Raw genomic sequence first — 22,286 nt, 5'->3', positions numbered from 1 at the left:
ATTAATCCCGCCCCTGACCTAAGCTATCATTTGATATAACCCCTGAAAATGTTTATCTTGAAGTATCCTAATCCGTTATGCATGTCTTCACCAGCATATCGAAGCATGGACCATTTATCATTGGCCTGGTCCTGTTACTCATGGGTTTTGCGACCTATACCATAAGAGAAATACAGCTCGTTCCTCACTATTTGCTCGAAAGTATCCCTTCATTTTTACATACCGCAGCTTTTTCTTTGATCACCTACAACTTCGCGCGGCATCTTAAGGTAACAGCGATCCAGTCTTGTTCCCTATGGGTAGTGATCAACACCGTCTGTGAGCAGTTGCAGCAGACGAACATGCTGGGTGGCATCTACGATGCAAATGACATCATCTTTAGCATTTTAGGGGGAGCGCTTTCCTATTCCATCATTAAAGTCTATAAGCTATGAAATCATCTACTCGTATCACCTACACGCTCTTAACCCTGATCTCTATATTCATGGGTGTCTTTTTCATTGTAGCATCAGACCAAGACGATAAGGAAAAAGTGAGTGACATCCTCAAACCCATTGGCACCATCCTCGCTGCTGCCTGGCGTGAGGAAGGCAATGCAATCTTGTACCTCACCAGTGATCAGGTCACAAACCAGATGATCACGATCCCTTTGACAGGAATCACAAACTATCCCTTTGGTCCGGATGGTGACGAGGCTTTTATAAACAGGGAGCGACTCATTGAATTAGTAAAATCAACCAACCTCACTGAATTCAAACTTCAGTGTGGGCTGAATCCGGATGATGACGGCCCAATGGTGACTGCCATTGTATTCTGGTCAGAAGATGGATGGGAAGGTGTCAAGCAGGAATTTTTTTGTGGTGCGGGGTTCTCGGCTTACGAAATCGAACAGATGATTTCCAGTGCTCAGTCTTTTTGTATTTACACCGAAATGTCAGGTGCTGATCGCATCCAGCGTTGTTCCTTAGGACCTGCTTGTGATGACGCGATCCTCAATGGTAACGAATCAGATATCGACTGTGGGGGCTCTTGTGACGGCTGCCGCGACGGTAGCAGCTGCAATGACAACAGCGACTGCCAGGGCGACTGTCTTAACGGCCAATGCTACACTCCTACCTGCTATGATGGCATCCAGAACCAAGATGAAACAGATGTCGACTGTGGCGGATGGTTTTGCTCTAGGTGCCAGCTGGGTGGTGGCTGCACCACCAATGAAGATTGTCTTTCTTCCAACTGCGAGGAAGGCACCTGCGTGCCATTGCGAACATGTGGGGGCCAGTTCGCAAATGCGAACTTTAGAAATAGAAGGATCACAGTGAAGCTCTCCTCTGGATGTGTAGGAAGGGTATGGTACCTCTCCAATGACAGAGACGAAGCAAAGGTATGTGCTGCAGCAGATGGCTATGAGGTCGTGGAAGCTACATGTTTATATTCCTTTTACAGGACAGAGAGTAGTTCCCCAATCACTGTAGAAGCCCCAACCTTAGAAGATGCCAGGAATTGTGCCAACTGCTATGTTTGTGATTACGAAACGGGTTGGTGTGGTGGTTGGTAATACACTTAGAATTTTCATCCTTCTACATATCTGTTATCTCTGGCAAGCCCCTGATAAGTAAGCACTAGTACATTGAACTTGTCTTATAGTTCAATTGAAATATTACTCAGATTTTTAATGCACTGTTTCTTTTTTTGAGTATCAATCTAACCTCAACGACTTGTTAAAAGGTGAATAAGTTTCGAAGGAATCCAATGTTAGTACGGTTTCTGTTCTAGGAAATGTATTGACCTTATCATTGTTGAACCCTCACAGGAAATTCCTCTTGATCGCCGTATAGCTTTAGCTCCTGAATATTGGCAGGTAAGTTGAATCCCTCTTTGACGAGCGCATTCTTCACTGCCGTGACCACCTTTCCTTTAATCATCAGGGCTTCTTTCCCATACTCGAATGTTTTCACCCAAAAAGACACCTTGAAATTAACCGTATTAACGGCCAGCTCTTCCGTGATGATGAAGTTATGATGCATTTCATCTTCATATACACCTGAGGTGTTGTTGACTACCTTCATGATCAATTCTTGTGCAATATCTATATCGTCTTCATAGGCGATTCCGACCAGGAAATCGAAGCGGAAATACCCATCTTCTGTATAGTTGTACACCGGTTTTTTTATGACATCACTGTTAGGGATGTATACATCCCGTCCATCGAAAGTTTTCAATTTGGTGTAACGAAACTCTATGTTCTTCACTTTACCAAAGATGTCCCCTATGCTTACGGTTTCATCGACATTAAACGGACGATTAAAAGACAGAATAATACCTGAAATGAAGTTTTCACCTATATCTCTAAAAGCAAATCCAATAATTACCGCAGATGCGCCTGCTGCTGTAAGGATGCCGGTAGCTATCCCATCCAGACCTGCCACCTGGAGGGCATACATAATGAAAAGACCTAAAAGAAGAATTTTTATGGCCTTACCAAGAAAATTGATCATGATGGTGTCTTCTACCTTTTGCGCTATGGCTTTACGCAAAAGGGCCGATACCTTGCTGGATATCAACATTCCAATTGCTACTATTAATATAGCTAAACCAATGCTTGGTACATGGTCGATAAAAAGCATCCAATGCTCCTCGAGGGTTATGGCCAAGTTTTGTGCGACTGATTGAACTTCATTATCCATGGAATTAAGTGTTTAAGTTATTGAACATTGTGCCTAGCAATTTGATTAAAAGTAGCCTATAAGAGACTATTTGTTTCTGAAAGAGAACTACTTCAGTAAATATACCCTGCCAATGGTCTTGATGATCCTATTTAGGTTTTGGTTTGTTTTTTAGGTTTTTAAATGCAGTCTCTCTGATCCCTGTTTTGGTTAAATTGAAAATACTCTAATTGATTAGCGTTATATTTCTTTTGCTAAACAACAAGTATCAAAGAAACATGAGTATTCTTAGAATCATTTTTGCCATTATCCTCCCTCCTTTAGGAGTTTTCTTCACCGTAGGTATCAAAGGTGCCTTTTGGCTGAACATTTTGCTGACCATACTAGGCTTTATTCCGGGTATTGTGCATGCCATCTGGATCATTGCCAAAAATGATAAGTAGCATTAGATGGAATGGTTTCTGATTACGCTCACCTCGCTCCTCTCGCTTGCAAGTATAGCCTCCGTTCTTCGACGTGATGAATGGTGGATTCGGGTGTTTGATTTTCCGCGTTTGCAGTTAAGCGTAGGTGTAATCTGTGGTCTTTTTCTAAGTTTTTGGGTATTATCATTCGACCTGTGGTGGCATTATCTCCTTTTGGCAGCCCTTCTGGCCAATTTGGCTTTTCAAGGAATACGGATTTACCCATACACCATCTTCGCCCCAATTCAGGTAAAAAAGTTTCGAAAGGAACCGAATGATCACTCAATATCCATCCTGGTTAGTAATGTATTAACGCCTAATCGTAAGGTTCATCTATTGCTAAAACACATTGATACCTATGACCCGGATATCGTGCTCACTTTGGAATCGGACCAATGGTGGCAGGATCAGCTGGCGGGTCTAAAAGATCGGTATCCGTTTCAGGTAAATGTTCCCAAGGACAATCTCTATGGGATGCACCTGTTCTCCAAATTGGAGCTTATTGAACATCAGGTTTTAAACCAGGTGAAAGCAGATATACCTTCCATAGAGGCGCTTGTAAAGTTACGCTCAGGTAAGAAGGTGAAAATCTTTTGTCTCCATCCGGAACCTCCAAGTCCCACAGAAAGTGATACCTCAACAGATCGTGATGCTGAGATACTGTTAACCGGAAGGAAGGTGGTCAATCAGTCTTATCCCTGCCTGGTATTTGGTGACCTCAACGATGTAGCCTGGTCCAAAACCACCCGTCTCTTTCAGAAAATCAGCCAGCTCCTGGATCCCCGACGTGGGCGTGGTTTTTTTAGTACTTTTCATGCGAAGTATCCATTATTGCGTTGGCCATTGGACCATCTTTTTCACTCTGCAGATTTTCAGTTGATTAAAATCAAACGATTGTCGAGTGTAGGCTCAGATCACTTCCCTTTGTATTCCAAATTGCAACTTACAGACAACTATCAGGAAACCCCGGTGGCTGCTCCTCAAGAAAAAAAGCGAGCGAAAGCCAAGATTAAGAAAGCAGATCCGATACGTAAAAAAATCAAATAAGCCTGATATTCAATGAGTTATTGCTTAAAAAGTAATGCAAAGACCAGATCCAATTTCTGAAATAGATTATCGATAGGAACAATAATCAGCCCACCTTAGGTGGAGACGGCTTAAAGGCGTATCTGAAGCTATTGATTAATAAGCTGTAGGTTTGCTATACACATTCGTAATGAAAAAATTACTTTTTCTATTGTTATTCATTACCATGTTTTCTTGTTTGGAAAACGACATAAAGCTTCCAAGCCAGTATGCACAGGAAGAAATTGCAACAGATGCAAGTGGAAAGCAATATCCTGGTTTGGATCCTTTTAAGATATACTGTGGTCCGGGTTGGGGAAGAAAGTTTTGCCGATTCTTAGCTAAATATGATGAGACAACCTGGGCAGATGCAGAAAATTATTACAGCGACTTTTCAGATATAAAATTTTCAAACTTTTCAGGCGATCCATATTTTTTATCTTTCTTAAATCTTGATAGTATTTCTTCATATTGTCAAGGATGGAAATTAGGTGAAACAACTTACGATGGAATAAAATGGAATATTGAACTCAAAAAAGATGAGGTGGATGCTTTGTGGTTTAAATATGAGTATTATGGGTTTAGTGAAGAAATTGAATATGCTACTACTTATAAATATGAAGTAATTGATGGTTTACTTCATTTTTCAGGTACTGGAGATCAAACATTCATTTTCCACCCTTCTGAAAAAAATTATTCAAAAGATTCTGTTGACACAGGCGAAATAACTTTATTAGAAGGATGTCTGTTTTACTAATTTGTCCATTGTGTGGCTCATCATCTCTCAGCCAAGCTATTTATACACCTGTCCCAAAGCCATCAATATAGAACGTTACGAATGGCGGTAACACTAAAGGTGCAAATCCTTTCTTCCAACGCTTTATTCTAAGTGTCATTCTGAGGAATCAATAATCCGCTAACCAGCGGATGCTGATGACGTGAGAATCTCATTATTCTTAAAGATTGAATGTTGCTTTAAGTGATATCAATAAAAGGAAAAGAGTTAACAGCGTGAGAATTACGTATTCCTTAGGTTCAATCTTAGTGCTTGGTTTACCAATGGTTGCAGTAGCGTTCATTCTGATTAGATATACTTTTCTTACAATGAAGTAGACCATAACGCTTGCAATAGCAATTAATATGAATTGTATGGATGATATCATGATTTTCTAATTACGCTCGAGTCATGACAGTCTCAGGAAATTATAGGTCCGACGTTTCGAATAAATACCTAGCATTTAAAGACATATCTATCTTATTTTCAAAACATTGCGTCTCGTTACTTCACTTTTATAGTTGGTCAATAAAAGTACATATATTCCAGTTTTGAGATTTTGAACATTAATAATCTGATCTTGTCCAAACTCACCGCTAAGTATCTTTGAACCACCAATATCCAGCATTTCATATTTACTATATGCAGGACCCAAAATCTTAATGTATCTCTCGGTTGGATTAGGGTAAAGTATCGTTCTGGTTTTATTTTCAATGTTGGATTCAAGTGGTGCTACTTCGCTTACTTCGAACCAATTCAAGTTGAATCCGGACTTGAGCACTTTCATTCGTAAAATGTGAATGCCTACAGGTATTTCAAGACCCTCGCCCGTGACTGTTTCCCAAGTCTGCCACCCTCCAGTTCTGGGAGTTCCAACTTCTATTAATTTCGTTTCTGTTCCACTTCCATCTACCAAATAAAACCCGATTCGACCGGTACTATTCTGAGCGGCCACTCTTAGCGAAACAGAGAACATTCCTTCCTCTCTGACTAAGATTTTATAATCGGCAAAATCTCCTACGTCTGTGTAACCAATATTCTGGCCACCTCCTGTGTCGGTGGTTTCTTCCAGGCCAAATCCAACCTGTACTTCATAGTCTTCAGCTTGGATTTTTCCAGGCAAAAGGAAACGTTTATCCAGATTATTTAGTACATCAATGTTGGTGAATGGTCTGAGTGGATCATCTGACATTGAAACTATCGAAGATCCTGAATACGTCATTTTCACTTGATCTGTAAATAAAATTGGATCTTTCAATGCGATCACAATGGTTCGACTTTGTCCGAGAATCACCTCCGTGATTTCCTGTGGAGTCCCATTCACACTGACTTCAAAAGCTCCAGTTGTGTTAGCTAATGATGATTCTTTTAATTCTTGATTGATAAATAGGTTAATTGAATGTTCGTCACTTCCAACATCAGCCGTCATAAACTCAACATCAATCTCAGCGTCCACTTCTTTGACGAATTCAATGCTGCCGACATTGACTGCACTTTGATCAAAATGTATTCGCAATTCCTGAGTCCCAGCTTCTAATAAAATATCATCAACGCTCATGGTTGTGAATGCTTCCCAGCCACCAGTATAAGGAACGGGTAGCGACGTGGTGATACTTTGATTGTCAATGGACAAATGAAATTTACTATTGCTTACATCAGTTGCATGACGAACATCAGCCCTGTAAACTCCCTGTTCCAGAACATTAACCGTATACTTGATCCATTCGCCTTTATCTGTAAATCCAATATGAAACCCATTACTATTAACCTCGTCTTCATTTGATTGAATATCAACGCCATCGTTCCGGTAAGACCATCCCGAATTCCATGCCTGAAATTCCCCCGTAGAAAGATGGTAATCGGCAACATCTTTATCGAAATAGGCAAAACCATTTTTTCCAAGATCATAATCAGATAGGTAGACGATTCCCGGAATTTGGTGATCCGAATATGGAATGGTTTCATCCGTATGCAGCTGCCTAAAAAGAGCATCTGGCACATCCTTACGATAGCGACTGTTTTCCACTAACAGGTTCTCTGCGAGCTGCATCATCCCGTCAAATGTTTCTTGTTCGGTTGGTTGAGGTCCTTCACCTTTCCAATAATCGATCACTTTTTGGTAACCTGGATTAATGTCTACAGCATAGGGACTATCAATATCGCCTACCTTCCGAATTGTCCACCATGCCCACCCAATGTTATTTTCTTCAAATAACTTGACGGCATCAGTAAACCAAGTGTTGGAATTCTCGCCGGACTCTCCCATCCATAATGGGACGTTGTATTGATCTCTCATAGGCAACACCCAATCAAGATCATTTTCGTTATTGAAGCTCCAATACTTATGAAAACTGTACACCATATTATCATCCCATGGTGGGGTCAATCCAGTGTAGTCATTTGCGTACCAGTTTCCTTCAATGTAAATGATGTGATCCGTGTCCACACTTCGTATTCCGTCAGTAATGTCTTCATATAATTCCCGTAATTCAGTGCCTCCGGGAAGATCAAAGTGAGGTTCATTGATTAAATCATACCCTCCTATCCATTCTTCATCTTTGTATCTTTCGGCTATTCGTGTCCATAGCGCTACTAATTTTTCTTTGTTTCGTTGGCTTCCTCCCGGATCATTTGGATGATCTTCCCATAGAGATGATTTATCTGGATCATAATCGTTTATTTCAGCGCTCGCAGTACCTTGACCGCCTGGACAAGCGTGCATATCCAGAATCACATAAATATCATGTGGCGCACTCCATTTAAGTACGCTATCAATGAGTTGAAATCCAGTTTCGATCCAGGTGTGTTCGCCTTGCACTGGCTCATCTTCTATAGGTAGTGTGAACAGGTTATAATGTAGTGGTATTCTAATGCTATTGAATCCCCAAGCTGCCAATGAGTCCACATCTCTTTGAGTGAAGTGGTTTTCTCTCCATTTTCGGAAGAACGTTTCCGTATTCTCCTCTCCCATCAGCACGACTAACTTTTCTCTGATCTCGTGCTGTGTGCCGGCTATTCCGGAAGTCTGCATCATGTACCCCTCCATGATTTGCCAACCACCCGGGCCAAGGCCTCTAAGTAAAACTTCCGCTCCTTGATTATCTACAATTACTTTTCCATTTGCCTTCAGCCCCTGACCGAAAGAGGGTAGAGAAATGACAAGAAAAACGACTACTAAAATGACTTTCATTAATTGGAATGATGAAATTACGTCATCTAGCCAAAAAATAAGATATGGAACAGTGTTTTTATCCCTTCTACAGCAAAGAGAGTATCTGAATTATATATAAATCATGATTTCAAATAAAAAGGAGCCTCAGCTCCCTTTTATTATTTCTTATTAGAGAAGCTAGCTTAAAGCATCGTAAATGAATGGGTCGTTGCATTACGTGTATGTCCCGAGCTTACACTCTGCAGCTTCACTGTCACCGATAGATTCTGATAACCCGGCATCTGTAAACGATAGAATGTCAATGGCACTGTCTCGATTGGGTTTTCTTCACAGCCTGAATTGACCGGTATGGTGAAGTCCCTGTACTGGTTCGCCTGAACACCGTACGATTGACCTTCATAAACCACATTAATCGGCCAGTTATTGGCAGTCACACGGATCTTTGCTGTATTCGCATTGATGTAGTCTTTGTTTGAAGTGACCTCTTTGATTTTATATTTGACTGTATCTCCATTGGAGACGTTGGATCCAGGCAGCCCGGTGAGCTTCCAGTGCGAATATTCACAGCATGATGGGTCCGGGGTTACTTCTATTGCATTGGCCAGCTTTGGTTCATAATCCATGTACCATTTCATAGTGTCTACCTGTGCTTCCAGAAAATAATCAAGGCAACTAAGTGATCGAATTGAAGACTGCATGATGTTACCACAAACCTGCAGATGATTTAACCCAAGTGCATGGCCCATTTCATGTGCCATGATCTTTGTATTGACTGCCTTCACACTTTCGAACTTTCCGCCTACAGAGATTGCAGTACCAAAATCCCATTTGGAAGCTCCTGGTATTGTCAACTCATTTAATGGTGGAAACAGGAGTATATCGATCCGTGTATCATCATTAAAGTCATTGTTCATAATGTCATTCCACTGGAGAAAGGATTCTTCATAATAGTAGAGATCGTCTTTGATGACCTCTGTTGAGAACGTAAAATCTATGTTCCACTGGTTGAAATTGTCCCTAAGAATATCTTTAGCAGTGTTGATATCAGCAGTGGAATAGCCGCCACTGCCATTGTCACGGGTAATGTTATGGATCACGCAATTGACCATGTACGAATTACATGCATTCGACTCGGTGCGCACATGCAATCGGGCCGTGGTTTCATGATCATGTTCAGCAGCGCAAAACGATTCCGACTGTTGTTCTTCAAGTGGTGCCGGTTCAGACTGTTCACAGCTGGCGATGACTATCACCGCCAGGATAAAAAGTAGTGAGTACTTCATAGTTGAATTATTATAGAGTTAAATTATTAAGATATTCAGTGAGATTTCGAATATAACGCATTCTATTAAGTAGTATTATCTTGACAGTGGTTTCAGAACTACGGAAGAGGATCCGACCATGTACAACCTCAGAGTCCTCGTTGAGTGGCTCTGAGTATGGGTAGCCTGTTATTTAATGAACAATTGTCCTTGTGTTATCTTAAAAAGTAATGCTGAGACCCAGGTCCAATTTCTGAAATAGATTATCGATAGGAACAATAGGTGCCGGATCATAGATCAGCTGGTGTGTGAGTGCCAGTCCAAGGTGGGAGGTAAAGTTGTAACGTATCCTTGCACTTGATGCCAGCCGAGGTTCATTAACCAGCTCATCAAATCGTGCCTGATGATAGAGACTAATGTCCGTAGATAATTGATCAATTGGATTGTATTTTAAACTGATATAACTCCCCAATTTGACGTTTTCCTGTTCCCTTGGATCATCGTTAGCGGGTATTTTATCGGTATCAGATATTCCATCATAATTCCACTTTTCGTACTCATAGAAAGGACCGATACCTACAAAAAGTCCAAAATCCTTTGATTTATGTAGTCGCCATCGGGCATTGACACCTGCTGCGTATTTTCGTTCCATACCTCGGGCTTCTGCCCAGTGTACCTGGGCATAATATTCCGTCGTGAAGGCTTTATCGTAAAAATGTCTAAACTCGCTGTAGACATAACCTCCACTAAGAATCGTTTCACTTCCAAATCGAGAGATGGCAATTTGGTTGGCAAAGGTGATGGCATTGTCCTTAATGCGTACTGATAGGTCTGCTTGATTTTCGATCTCAATAAGGGTCTCTCGCTGATTTTGATACTTAAAGCCTGGCAGTATACTCCCTTTTACAGTAGATGTGGAATCCAATATTACAGAGTAACTCTCAGTAAAAAGTATTTGTGCGTTGAGTGCAGTTGCAAATAAAAGACATATGCATACGGCGATGATTGATTGAATCTTCATATGGGAATAAGATTTAATTATAAATTAAATGACTTTTCTGAAATGATTAGAGGTTTAAATTACTCCCATAATCATAACCCAACTGAAAAAACTCGTTTACATGAGCTGTGTATAAGATATGGTAGTTTTACAGCCCTACTGGTTTAATACAAAGGTGACTTTGCCCGTTAACCCGATCAAGCCGTGAGATTACTCTTAATTGGTTCTTTCAATTAATTCAGTTTTCGAATTTCTAGCCTGAAGTAGCGTCAAAAAAGAGCGGAAAAATCACTCAATAAAATCAAAAAAATAGTTTCTTAATTTGCCCCCAATCACAATTATTCTTAACTAGCGGAGCTCGAACCTAACCTTTCTCCGATATTGCTATTTAGATTTTTTAATCCAAAAAATCCTAATTGATGATTAATTTCTGCACATAGCTATTCTCCCTGATTGATACTCTTATTGTATACACACCATTCACTAATTCGTCCAATCGAATTTTCGTCGAGCTGGCGCCATCAGACACTTCTACAACCTTCAATTTGGCCCCACTAATGTCATAAATGGTGACAATAATTGGTGAATTTGTAGGTAACCCATCTTTAAACCTTAGAGTCACGAACTGGTCGATTACCGGGTTAGGATAAATATCAAATGGAATGGTTCCTACTTGTTCTTCCATAACTACATGTATGGTTTGAAATGTTTCTGTTTGCCCATCAAAATCAACTTGTTTCAATCGGTAAAATGTAGAACCATAGAATAGAGCCGGATCAGTCACCTGGTAAGATTTCTTAGAGTCAGAATCACCAGAACCAGTTATTTTTTCAAACATTGTGAACGACTCACCATCTGTAGATTTTTCAAGGATAAAATAATCATTATTATGTTCTGTGGCTGTTGTCCATGAGATGATCGCTTGCTGCTCTTCATTAATTCGAGCCTTAAATGACAGCAATGTAACAGGTAGTGCATTGTTCTCAGAGCTACTCGCTAACGCAAATTCACTGAACGAGGTAAAATTGTTTGTTGATAGAATTGATCCGGACGGAGATCCGGTTCCGGTCCCACCCAGGTTGATCCAATTTCCAGCGCCATCATCTTTGACTATGCGCAAATCAGACGGCACCTCTACCTGATCAGATGCCAGGTAGTAAAGTCTTACAGACCCGCTGGTAATATTAGCACCCGCACCTTTCTCAACAGTCCAATGTCCAAGTGAAGTCACCCTCACTACTCCTGAAGGTAGCGTGAAAGAAGATGGGGCAGTAGTGTTATAATCCACCGTGTAAGCTGTTTCAGTAGCCGCATCTTGTGTGATATTTAGCTCCAGGGTGTGTGGTTCACCGCTAGCTCCTACCGGGAAATCTAAAGTTGAAGGAGTAGTTGTTGCCACACGCTGTATCATAGGACCGATTATGATCGCTCCCGGATTGAAAGTGAAAGTGGCATTGACACCTACATCTGCAAGGTTGGTTGCGTCGGTCAGTAAGGTGCCGTCCAATAACGTAAGACTATTTGAGATATTGATTGGGCTCATCAGAGTCACGCCATTACCCGTATTGGAGTTGTTGATCGTGAGGTCATAAAAAGTCTCTGACCCTGTCAGGGATTGACTGCCTGTACCATTTAAGGTGACTGAGCCACTCTGTTGTAGGAATGGGTCAGCAGCACCGCTTGTATTCGACCAATCCCCCCCCACAGTCAAAGTATAGTTATTGACGGTTACATCCAATACAGCAGTACCGGAAATGGTCAGATCGCCATTTACAACCGTATTGGCCTGCATTGACTTGGTACTCCCTACCGTCGCTTGAAGGTGATGATAATCGGTTAATGGGATAGTGATATTTTGCGCAACATTTCCATTATAATTTACGGTATTAGGGCTTGCTGAAACCTCGATCTGATTATCAGCCATAAATAAACCAGAAACGCTTACCGAAGAGCCTGAAGCATTGGTCCAGATGTTGCCAGCATTTCGATTTGTAATATCTCCTGTTACCGTAATGGTTCCATTGTTCGTTATGTCAATATCATTGACATCAATGGCAAATTCATCGGATATTGTCAGGTCGCTACCACTCTCAATAATAGTTCCATCCGTTTTAACCTTAAATTTTTTACCTGTAAGAGTAATTGTGCCGCTTCCAGATATTGATGAGCCAAAATAATTAATATCGCCCGTGGAGGTATAAGATCCATCTACCACCAGGTCACCATTGATGGCTAAATTATGTCCTGCCCCACTGACTGAATTACCTGATTTTATCTCTAAATCATTGATATCGGTAGCACCTGTCAGACTTATGGTGGCCGAACCTTCAATGATGGCATTTTGCGTACTGGTTGGGACCGATGCTCCTGCTGTACCACCCGATTCAAATGCCCAGGTTGATGCATCTGACCAGTTACCACTTGCCACGACCGTATATCGGTCATTACTCAAAGGATTGTTGTTAGTTGAAGAAGCAAGCACAAAATTCTTTGTTGTGAATGAGGATACCGCATTGGCCTTTACGGTTCCTGCGGTAGTGGTGCCTGTAGTTGCATCATTCCCGTTATCAATCCAGTTGGAACCGTCAAATTGTGCCACACGCAGGTCCGTCAAATTATCTACCTGACTATTGGCATCCCATGTCAATGTTACATCAGCATTAGCTGGAGTTGCTCCGGATCGTTCCAGTTCCCAGTATTCCCAGGAGCTAATGTGGTCGATTCCGGTTCCAAGACCGGTTCCCAAAGCTTGATTTGCCCGATAATATCGAGCAGTAAAGGTGGTTGCGTTGGTAGAGGTTGGCGTAATTTCTATGTTGCGGTAAGAGTTATTATCACCAACAGGGAACGTGAATGTTGCGGTAGTATTTGTGTTCTTCGCGACGGGTCCTTGAATAAAGCTTGCGTCTGAGGTCCCCGATACCGAGGCGCTTGTTCCTAAGGTGATTAAATTAGAAGCACTGGAGACAAGATGACCATCGGTCAATGTCAATACACCATCAACAGTGATTCCGTTGTTTAATGTAACTGCATCAGTTGCTGTTATATTGTTAATGGTGAGGTTATTGAAATTGCCAGAGCCCGTATTTGAAATACTGGAAGCCGTGGTGCCATTAAAAGTAACCGTTCCATTATTGTGGGTGAAGGTCCCTCCTGCGTTATTCCAATCACCCGCCACATTAAAATTTCCTGAAGACACACCTGTCAGACTGCCAGAAATAGTGATGTCATGGAATGAAGAAGTGGAAGAACCGCTCAAAGTACTGGTTCCAATAAAGGTGACCATTCCACCATTATTGGTGAAAGTTCCATTATTCGACCAGTCGGATGCAACATTCATATTGGTAGGATGGCCTGTCAAACTACTACTGATAACAACTTCGTTGAAGCTGGTAATAGCACTCCCTCCCATTGTTGTGGTACCCATAAAGGTCACTGTGCCACTGTTGGCTGTGTAAGTACCATCGTTGGTCCAATTGCCTTCTATATTTAAATTGGTAGGATGACCAGTCAATGTCCCTGATATAATGACATTGGGTAATGTTGTGATGCTACTACCCGTAATGCTTGTTGTGCCGTCGAAGGTCACTGTTCCTGAACCCTGAGTAAAAGTCCCGTTATTTATCCAATTTCCAGCAATGGTAATATTATCATTTCCATCATTCAGCGTGGATGAAATTGTGAGATCGCCATTAATATCAAGATTTCCTTGCAATGATTTTATTAACCCACCACCAATTAGCAGGTGATGATAGCTGGACACAGGTGTATATACATTTTGATTTCCGGAACCATTAAAATTAATGGTGTTCGGATTGGCAGACGCCTCTATCTGATTATTAGCCATGAATACGCCGGTAACATTTACAACCGATCCGGCAGCATTCGTCCAGATATTTCCAGCATTGCGTCTGCTTATGTCTCCATTTACCGTAAGCGTACCATTGTTGATAAGGTCAATATCATTGACATCAAAGGCTATCTCATCGGATATCGTCAGGTCAGTTCCGGATTCGATGATCGTTCCATCCGTTTTTATTTTGAGTTTTTTACCGGTTAGGGTGATGGTACCACCGCCGGAAATGGAGGTTCCAAAAAAATCGATATCAGCAGTGGATGTATAGGTTCCATCTACTTGAAGGGTGCCATTGGCTATCAGTTTGTTCGTTGCTCCATTTACTGCATTGCCTGATTTAATCTCAAGGTCATTAATGGTCGTTTCCGCAGTAAGCGTAATTGTGGCTCCTCCTTCGATGATGGCATTTTGCGTACTGGTGGGTACCGATGCTCCTGCAGTACCGCCAGATTCATAAGCCCACGTTGATGCATCTGTCCAGTTACCAGATGCTACAACGGTATACCTATTGTTGCTTAGTGGATTATTATTAGTAGCAGATCCTAAAACAAAATTTTTGGTAGTAAACGAACTGACTGTGGTAGAGGTGATGGTTCCTGCCGTTGTAGTTCCAGTGGTAGCACCATTGCCCTGATCAATCCAGTTCGATCCATCAAATTGTGATACCCTCAAATCAGTAAGGTTGTTCACCTGGCTGGTGGCTTCCCATGAAAGTGTGACGGTGGCATCAGCTGGAGTTCCTCCGGCACGTTCCATTTCCCAGTATTCATAGGTGCTTATATGATCAATGCCTGCGCCAACTCCACTCCCAAGGCTTTGGTTGCTCTGATAGTACCTTGCGGTAAATGTAGTGCTGTTGGTAGAAGTAGGCGTGACTTCAATGGAACGATACAGCCCCTGGTCTCCTACCGGGAAAACAAATGTTGAAATACTGTTGGTGTTTTTTGCAAACGGTCCCTGGACAAAACTGGCATCAGAAACTCCGGATACTGTGCCTGAAGTTCCAAGTGTGATCAAACTGCCGGCAGAAGTGACCACATGTCCATCAGTCAATGTCAAAACCCCGTCTACTTCAATAGTGTTATTGATCGTGACTGCATCAGTAGCTGTTGTATTGTTAATGGTGAGGTTATTGAAATTGCCTGAGCCTGTATTTGAAATACTGGAAGCTGTGGTGCCATTAAAAGTAACTGTCCCACTGTTGTGTGTGTATGTCCCACCACTGTTGTTCCAATCGCCTTCGACATTGAAATTACCTGATGATACCCCGGTTAATGTTCCGGTTATGGTAACATCTTGGAATGAAGTGGTGGCAGATCCACTTAAGGTAGTATTGCCTGTAAAAGTGACTGCTCCGCTGTTGCTATTAAATGTGCCGTTATTCACCCAGTTTCCTGCAACATTGACATTCGTGGGATTTCCTGTTAAAATGCTGCTAATTGTGATGTCATTAAATGTAGTGGTATTACTACCCCCTAGAACTGTCGTACCGGTAAACGTTACTGATCCGCTATTGTGGGTATAAGTGCCATTATCTGTCCAGTTACCCTGAACGTTCATGTTTGTTGGATGGCCGGTTAAACTACCTGATATAACCACATTGGGAAAAGTGGTCGTTGTACTGCCGGATACAGCGCTCGTTCCATCAAAAGTAACCGTTCCTGTTCCCTGAGTGAACGTGCCGTTATTTAACCAGTTACCGGCAATGGTAATGTTGTCATTATTATCATTGAGTGTTGCCGTAGTGATGGTCAGATCACCATTGATATCGATATCTCCTTGAAGGGTTTTTATACCTCCTACTGTTAGCTGGAGGTGGTGATAGCTACTGACAGGAGTAAATATATTTTGATTACCGGTGCTTAAGTTAATGGTGTTAGGGTTTGCAGAGGCTTCAATTTGATTATTTGCCATGAAATCCCCTTCTACATTTACAACACTATTGGCCGCATTGGTCCAAATGTTTCCTACATTTTTCACAGTTACATCTCCCGTGACTGTAATGGTGCCATTATTGGTGAGATCAATGTCATTTACATCTATCTTAAAATTACAGGCAAACGTGATATTTGCAGTGCTCTCAATAACGGTGGCGTCCGTTTTTAATTTGAAGGTTTTCCCTGTCAGTGTGACCGTGCCACTACCATCAATTGAAGTTCCAAAATAATCAATGTCAGCGGTGCTTGTGATCGAACCATCAATATCAAAGTTGCCATTGATAGTTATTTTACTACTACCTGTCGCTAGAATTCCTGTGGAAGCAATTTGGAGGTTATTTATTGTTCTGGGAGCTGTTAAAGAAACCGTATGACCTGAAGCAATAACCACATCGTCTGTGGCAGATGGCCAATCTGTTCCCTCCACTCCGGGTGAAGCATTTCCCCATGTTCCACCATCGTTCCAGTTACCAGAAGTTGAAGAAGTAAATGTGGTTGCGTTGGCAGAAGTGTAGAGGAAGAAGATAAGGAGCATAAAACAATACCGAAGCATTGACTTATGTTCGTGGTTAGATTTTTTTGACATAGCTGGTATTAATAAATTCTGAAAATTTATTCTGTCTAATAAAATAAGGAAAAAATTCCAATTAACTAATTGTTAACCTAAATAGTTTGAAATGGTTAGATTTTTAATCAACACCCAAGCATTTTACAAGCAGGAATTAATGCTAGTTATTAATAGAAGTGGGAAGAAAAAGGTAACCACGCAGGCCGTGTTGCAATCAAAGCATTACACAATTCTGTGTATTTTTCAATTAATTAAATCCGTTTTCTCGAATGATTTTAATGGTACGTCTATTTTAACAGTAGTATCATCGAGCTAAAAACTCAACTCAAGAACGAAAAATCCCGTCCATGAAGGGGTTTGGAGTGGGTTATTCGTTACCTCCAATCAACCCAGATTCTGAAATCAATTCAGGATGACACGCAAATTTATCACCCCCTAGCCCCGAAACGTCGGACCGCTGAATGGGGAATTTGATTACTACAGTAGAAGAGAGCTCCAGGTATGGGGCATTTTTAAGTATGAGATCGCTTCACTACCCCTGCCTTCCGCAGGCTAGTGATGACGGTAATCAAGTTTGGTTGTGTCATTGCACATGAGGTACAACTGAAGCAATCTCATATCCAGAAAACATCTGCTCCCTCCTTATCTCCACTACATCTTTTAAACGTCGGACCGCCTCAAGGGGTAACTTTATTCTTTCAAAAGTTAAAATCCAGAATAAAATTTTTATAGGCCCTTGTGGCCTATTTTGGTTTATGTGCTTCTTACGCTCAAGCCGCTATGGCTCTTCATTTTTGCCTTGATGCAAAAACGAAGCAAAAGATCAAGTCCTTCGGCAATCTAAGCGCAGACTTAATCATCGAGCTAAAAACCCAACTCAAGAACGAAAAATCCCCTCCCTGGAGGGGTTAGGTGTGTCGTCCTAAAATAAGTTTACAATTAAACATAGTTAATCCTGACATATGTTGACAGTTTGATTATAGTCCTGTTTTACGTTGACAGTTGCACTTTTCCAATAATTCTTCCAAAGAGATTCCGGCTTAATATTCGTTAAGTGAACCTGGTTGGGTGTCATCATCCCACAGCTTAGATGAGGTCTTTCTTGATTGTAGCGTTTTACTACTTCACTTAAGAGGTCTCTGGCCTGTGAGAGACTTTTCACCTCATAATGCTGAAGATATTCTTCTTTGATTATCCCATTGACTCGTTCAGCAATAGCGTTTTCTAATGGATCCCCATTTTCAGTCATACTGATAAGCACACCTCTAGCGGATAACATTTCCACATATTCATGGCTGCAATACTGGATGCCTCGATCTGAATGGTGGATCAATCCCTTTAAAGATCCAGGTTGGCTTTCGATTGCCATGTGTAATGCTCGTTGGTTATTGATGGCTTCCAGATTATCAGATAACTCATAACCTACTATTTTTCGACTGTAAGCATCGGTGATTAGGCAGATGTAATGAAAGCGATCTCTCCACTTCCAATATGTAATATCACTCACCCAAACTTGATTCACATTTTGAATAGCCAGATCCTTAATCAAGTTGGGGTACTTCCTAAACCAGTGCCTGGAGTTTGTCGTCGATACCCGTCGTTTTCTTCGCTTTATCAGCAAATGATGGCTGGAAAGCAGATCAAAAAATGCATCTCTGCCTATACGGATACCTAAACGATCAAAATCCGACTGAAGCAGATGAAAGAGCTTCCTGCCTCCTAAATATGGATGAGATGCTCTTTGATCCAGAACCAATTGCAGTATCTGTTGATGAGTGGACTCCAATGATCTGTTTCTCGCCTGATACTGATAGTAGGATTGCCTGCTTATACCAAACAGCCCACAAATACGGCTCAGCCCTACTGATGGATAAATGTGCTTCATGGCTTTGACTGTTTGGTGGACAACTTTTTTCTGATCTTCAATGAAAACTTCTCCTCGGCTATGTCAATCATCTTTGAATAAGCTTCTGACTTTAGCTCAGCTAACTTCAGCGCTTCTTCTAGTTCCTTAATTCTTGCAGTTAAATCTTCAGGATTCTCCTGTTCCTTATTTGATTTAGACATATAAACACTGCCTTTTAATGGCTCTCTTATACCAAAACTACGCATCCAGTTGGTGATGGCACTATGGCCTTTGATTCCATACTTGCGCTGAGCTGCATCTTTACTAAGTTTACCTGATAGTACTTCTTGTATTATTCGTAGTTTCTCCGAATCACTTCGATAAATACGGCTTCCTGTTTTAATTCTCATTTCACACTTAAATTGTGTAAACCTATTTCAGGACAAGACAAGGGGTGGGTTATCCGTTTCCACCGCTTACCCCAGATCCTTCGACCCTTCGATAAACTCAGGATGACACGCACATTGTGAGGCGTAATCGACTCCCCTCTCTTTTGAAAGAGAGGGGTTGGGGGTGAGTTAGTAACAATCCTCCGCTCAACCCAGATCCTAAAATAAATTCAGGATGACACGCGCATTTGTCACTCCTCAACCGAATCGTCAGACCGCCTCCCGGAGGGCAGGCACAATACCAGGAATGTTTACAGTCCCTTAATGAACAGCTTATACTTGTCGAGTTTCATTATGCCCCTGAGCTTATTCCACAAGACGCGATTCTGTATCCTTTTTGGTAAGAACCGGCTAGCCAGCCAGATTTGACGGGATTGATTGCCATAAATAATTCGAGGTTCCCCTTTTTGTATGCCACGGATAATTCTTTTGGCCAGCTTTTCCGGAGGCGTGGTAAGAAAGGCATCATCAAAATCACGATCTGGATCATCATTCAATGCTGAGTCGGTTATGTTTGTTTTGATCCCGCCAGGATGTACGGTATGAATGCTGATAGGTGATTGATGGAATTCCACTGAAAGTGCCTCCGTAAACCCTCTGACGGCAAATTTACTAGCACAGTAATCGGTAGCTCCGGGATAACCTATCATACCAAAGACGCTGGAGATATTAACCACGGCTCCTTCGTTGTTTTCAACCAAATGAGGCAGAAAAGCTTTCGTTCCATAGAGCACCCCAAAGAAGTTGATATCCATTACTTTCTTATAAGCAGAAACTGGTGTGGTATAAAGCGGCTCTGTGAAACCTGAAATACCGGCATTGTTAATGATGACATGTGCATTGCCCCATCGGTTTTTGATGGTTGCAGCAAAGTCAAACATGGCTTGTTCATCTGAGACATCAAACACCTGACTGTATATCGTTTCTTCGCTATCGTTTTGAAGTAAGGAACATGTTTCGGTCAGGCCATCTTCATTGTAATCATTTAATGCCAGCCTTGCGCCATGTTTCTCAAACTCCAGCGCTAAGGCCCTTCCTATCCCGGATCCGGCCCCAGTAATCACGACGATCTTATCCTTAAAGCTTTTCATCCATCACCTCCTTTACCGGTTCATGTTTACGGAATTTCAACACATTATCAGCTACGGAACCAAACCTGGTGGCCAGCATGTCTACCAGGTAGCTCTGATAGACACGCCATGGACGCTTACGTCCCTGCTTAGGTAAAACATCTTTGGCTCGTTGGATATAACCGGAATTAAGATTCAGTACACTTTCATCAGATTCCATATCTTCTTTTTCAGGGACAACAACACCATACCCTTTGCTGTCCATATAGTTTAGCAGTTTGCATAGGTAGTTTGCTGTCAGGTCCACTTTCAACGTCCACGAAGCATTCGTATAGCCAAAGGAATAGATAAGGTTCGGTACATCACTGACCATCATGCCTTTATAGATCATGGTTTCATGTACCTTGACAGGCTGATTATTGATGCTAAAAGAAGCGCCACCCAGCAACTTGATCTTTAACCCCGTGGCTAGCACAATGATATCTGCATCGATGGATTCTCCTGAGTTTAATGTCACCCCTTTCTCCGTAAAATGCGAGATCTTATCGGTGGCAACAGAAGCCTTCCCGTCTTTTATTACACTGAAAAGATCACCATCGGGCACCACACATAAGCGTTGATCCCATGGGTTGTATGTTGGATTAAAATGTTTATCCACCGGATACCCTTTAGGCAACTGTTTGGCAGCTTCCTTCATCAGCGTCTTCTTCATCCATTTTGGAAAAAGCTTAGAAAGGTTAAAGGAGAGCATCTGCAAAAGGATATTCGTCACCCTGGTGACCCGGTAGGCCCACCGTAATGGTAACAAGCTCTTCAGTCGGATAAATAGCTGATTCCTATTGGGAAGGTTCATCACATAGGTGGGTGATCGCTGCACCATGGTTACATGTTTAGCACCACCTTCCACCAGGGCAGGTACCAGAGTCACAGCTGTAGCACCACTACCTATAATCACGACTTTTTTATTTCGATAATCCAGGTCTTCAGGCCAGAATTGCGGAATGACCACTTTTCCCTTAAAATGTTCCTCCCCTTCAAATCGTGGACGATAGGCCTCCTTGTAATCATAATACCCAGTACAAATGCTAAGAAACTTGCAATAAAGCTGCTGATTCCCATTGGCTGTCTCGACCTCCAGTATCCAGTGGCCAGATGCATCAGACCAGTTGGCGCTCAGCATTTTATGATTAAATAAAATATGCTCGTCTATATCATTTTCCCTTATCGTTTCCTTCAGATAATTAAGAATCTTATCTCCACTGGACAGTGATTGTGGATCTTCCCATGGCTTGAAACGATAACCAAAGGTGAACATATCAGAATCGGATCGAATGCCCGGATACTTGAATAAGGACCAGGTACCACCGATCGCAATTCTGGATTCAAGCATTACAAATGTTTTTGAGGGGCACTTTTTTTTCAGCCAGTATGCCGTACCGATACCTGAAATACCTGCTCCTATGATAATGACATCATGAACCTTATGCATGTGGGAGTATTAGTAGCTAATTAGAAAGTCGCGTTAATAATGTAAAGGTTTAAGTTATAGATAAACCAGCTAATGATTATCATTACCCTCATCGCTTTATAGCTTGTTTGATTGAATCTTGATTAATCATAATGTGATAGACCAAGACTAACCTTCAGCCCCTAAACTATTAGTCCTCCTGATAATTAACGGAACTCTTGGCCTTATCAGGGTGTAGATGAGATTCTACTTAACATCTTATATTATGGCCATACTAAAGGTGTTGCTATTTCCTTTTAAAATCTTAAGGATCGGTTTTTTTCGCCAAATACGCAGCTTCATGTTGTGCAATATGTTGCTTTAATTGAGTCATTTCTCGGCTAAGGAAGAAATCTAGCAAAGTTCGTATGATGACGATCAGGCCTAGCATATACAATTGCTCCAGGGTAGTGTGCAAAACTGTCTCTATGATGTCCTGCCCAACCATGAATTCCAAACCTATCAATATATAGGTCCCTAATGTCAGTCGAACATGGTCGATGGTATACTTATTAGCAAATCGGCTAATGAGGTATTGTCCGATAGCGAGAATTACCCCTAAAACAATAAAACTGATCCCCACATAGCCAATGACTGTAGCAACAATTTCAACAAAATGTTCAAGATTATTCATACATCTGTATCCTTATTT

Annotated in this window: 16 protein-coding genes; 5 read left to right on the top strand and 11 right to left on the bottom strand. The window is 41.6% G+C overall.

Going from position 1 to position 22,286, the window contains the following annotated elements; all coding sequences use genetic code 11:
• Positions 1-77: 77 nt before the first annotated feature.
• Both ACOMC3_RS07890 and ACOMC3_RS07885 read left to right on the top strand, forming a co-directional pair.
• Positions 78-434 (top strand): hypothetical protein, encoded by a 357-nt coding sequence (locus ACOMC3_RS07890; protein ID WP_420318991.1) that lies wholly within the window; start codon positions 78-80, stop codon positions 432-434.
• 50 nt (positions 435-484) lie between these two features.
• Complete coding sequence (locus ACOMC3_RS07885; protein WP_420318990.1) at positions 485-1,555, top strand: hypothetical protein; 1,071 nt, start codon at positions 485-487, stop codon at positions 1,553-1,555.
• 235 nt (positions 1,556-1,790) lie between these two features.
• Here the strand turns inward: ACOMC3_RS07885 and ACOMC3_RS07880 are convergent, their stop codons facing one another.
• Positions 1,791-2,684, bottom strand: a complete 894-nt coding sequence (locus ACOMC3_RS07880; RefSeq protein WP_420318989.1) for a mechanosensitive ion channel family protein — start codon at positions 2,682-2,684, stop codon at positions 1,791-1,793.
• A gap of 257 nt (positions 2,685-2,941) precedes the next feature.
• Between ACOMC3_RS07880 and ACOMC3_RS07875 the strand changes: the two genes are divergently transcribed.
• The 3 genes from ACOMC3_RS07875 to ACOMC3_RS07865 all read left to right on the top strand — a co-directional run bounded on the left by ACOMC3_RS07875 (position 2,942) and on the right by ACOMC3_RS07865 (position 4,949).
• Complete coding sequence (locus ACOMC3_RS07875) at positions 2,942-3,106, top strand: YqaE/Pmp3 family membrane protein (RefSeq protein WP_420318988.1); 165 nt, start codon at positions 2,942-2,944, stop codon at positions 3,104-3,106.
• 6 nt (positions 3,107-3,112) lie between these two features.
• Positions 3,113-4,174, top strand: coding sequence for an endonuclease/exonuclease/phosphatase family protein (locus ACOMC3_RS07870; protein ID WP_420318987.1), 1,062 nt, complete (start codon positions 3,113-3,115; stop codon positions 4,172-4,174).
• Between the two features lie 169 nt (positions 4,175-4,343).
• The gene (locus ACOMC3_RS07865; RefSeq protein WP_420318986.1) at positions 4,344-4,949 is read left to right on the top strand and encodes a hypothetical protein; all 606 of its coding nucleotides are present in this window, start codon (positions 4,344-4,346) and stop codon (positions 4,947-4,949) included.
• Positions 4,950-5,148: 199 nt separating this feature from the next.
• Here ACOMC3_RS07865 and ACOMC3_RS07860 read toward each other — a convergent pair whose 3' ends face one another.
• The 10 genes from ACOMC3_RS07860 to ACOMC3_RS07815 form a co-directional block, all read right to left on the bottom strand.
• Positions 5,149-5,355, bottom strand: coding sequence for a hypothetical protein (locus tag ACOMC3_RS07860; protein ID WP_420318985.1), 207 nt, complete (start codon positions 5,353-5,355; stop codon positions 5,149-5,151).
• An 87-nt stretch (positions 5,356-5,442) separates the two neighbouring features.
• Positions 5,443-8,157, bottom strand: coding sequence for a carbohydrate-binding protein (locus ACOMC3_RS07855; RefSeq protein WP_420318984.1), 2,715 nt, complete (start codon positions 8,155-8,157; stop codon positions 5,443-5,445).
• Positions 8,158-8,321: 164 nt separating this feature from the next.
• Complete coding sequence (locus ACOMC3_RS07850; protein ID WP_420318983.1) at positions 8,322-9,422, bottom strand: matrixin family metalloprotease; 1,101 nt, start codon at positions 9,420-9,422, stop codon at positions 8,322-8,324.
• Between the two features lie 199 nt (positions 9,423-9,621).
• Positions 9,622-10,422 carry a DUF481 domain-containing protein gene (locus ACOMC3_RS07845; protein ID WP_420318982.1) on the bottom strand — a complete coding sequence of 267 codons (801 nt, stop codon included), beginning with the start codon at positions 10,420-10,422 and terminating at the stop codon, positions 9,622-9,624.
• Positions 10,423-10,813: 391 nt separating this feature from the next.
• Positions 10,814-16,780 carry a T9SS type A sorting domain-containing protein gene (locus tag ACOMC3_RS07840; RefSeq protein WP_420318981.1) on the bottom strand — a complete coding sequence of 1,989 codons (5,967 nt, stop codon included), beginning with the start codon at positions 16,778-16,780 and terminating at the stop codon, positions 10,814-10,816.
• Positions 16,781-17,711: 931 nt separating this feature from the next.
• A complete protein-coding gene (locus tag ACOMC3_RS07835; protein WP_420317337.1) occupies positions 17,712-18,647 on the bottom strand; it encodes an IS3 family transposase in 936 nt (311 codons plus the stop codon).
• The gene (locus tag ACOMC3_RS07830; RefSeq protein WP_420316999.1) at positions 18,644-19,018 is read right to left on the bottom strand and encodes a hypothetical protein; all 375 of its coding nucleotides are present in this window, start codon (positions 19,016-19,018) and stop codon (positions 18,644-18,646) included. Before ACOMC3_RS07830 ends, ACOMC3_RS07835 begins: the two co-directional genes overlap by 4 nt.
• 290 nt (positions 19,019-19,308) lie before the next feature.
• Entirely contained in the window at positions 19,309-20,148 is an 840-nt protein-coding gene (locus ACOMC3_RS07825) for an SDR family NAD(P)-dependent oxidoreductase (RefSeq protein WP_420318980.1), read from the bottom strand.
• Entirely contained in the window at positions 20,135-21,616 is a 1,482-nt protein-coding gene (locus ACOMC3_RS07820; protein WP_420318979.1) for a flavin-containing monooxygenase, read from the bottom strand. The genes ACOMC3_RS07825 and ACOMC3_RS07820 overlap by 14 nt, the downstream gene beginning before the upstream one ends.
• 283 nt (positions 21,617-21,899) lie before the next feature.
• Entirely contained in the window at positions 21,900-22,268 is a 369-nt protein-coding gene (locus ACOMC3_RS07815) for a DUF1622 domain-containing protein (protein ID WP_420318978.1), read from the bottom strand.
• Positions 22,269-22,286 lie beyond the last annotated feature (18 nt).

It is taken from the genome of Ekhidna sp., assembly GCF_965212185.1.
Taxonomy (GTDB): Bacteria; Bacteroidota; Bacteroidia; order Cytophagales; family Cyclobacteriaceae; genus Ekhidna.
This window is presented reverse-complemented; position numbering and strand designations above follow the sequence as displayed.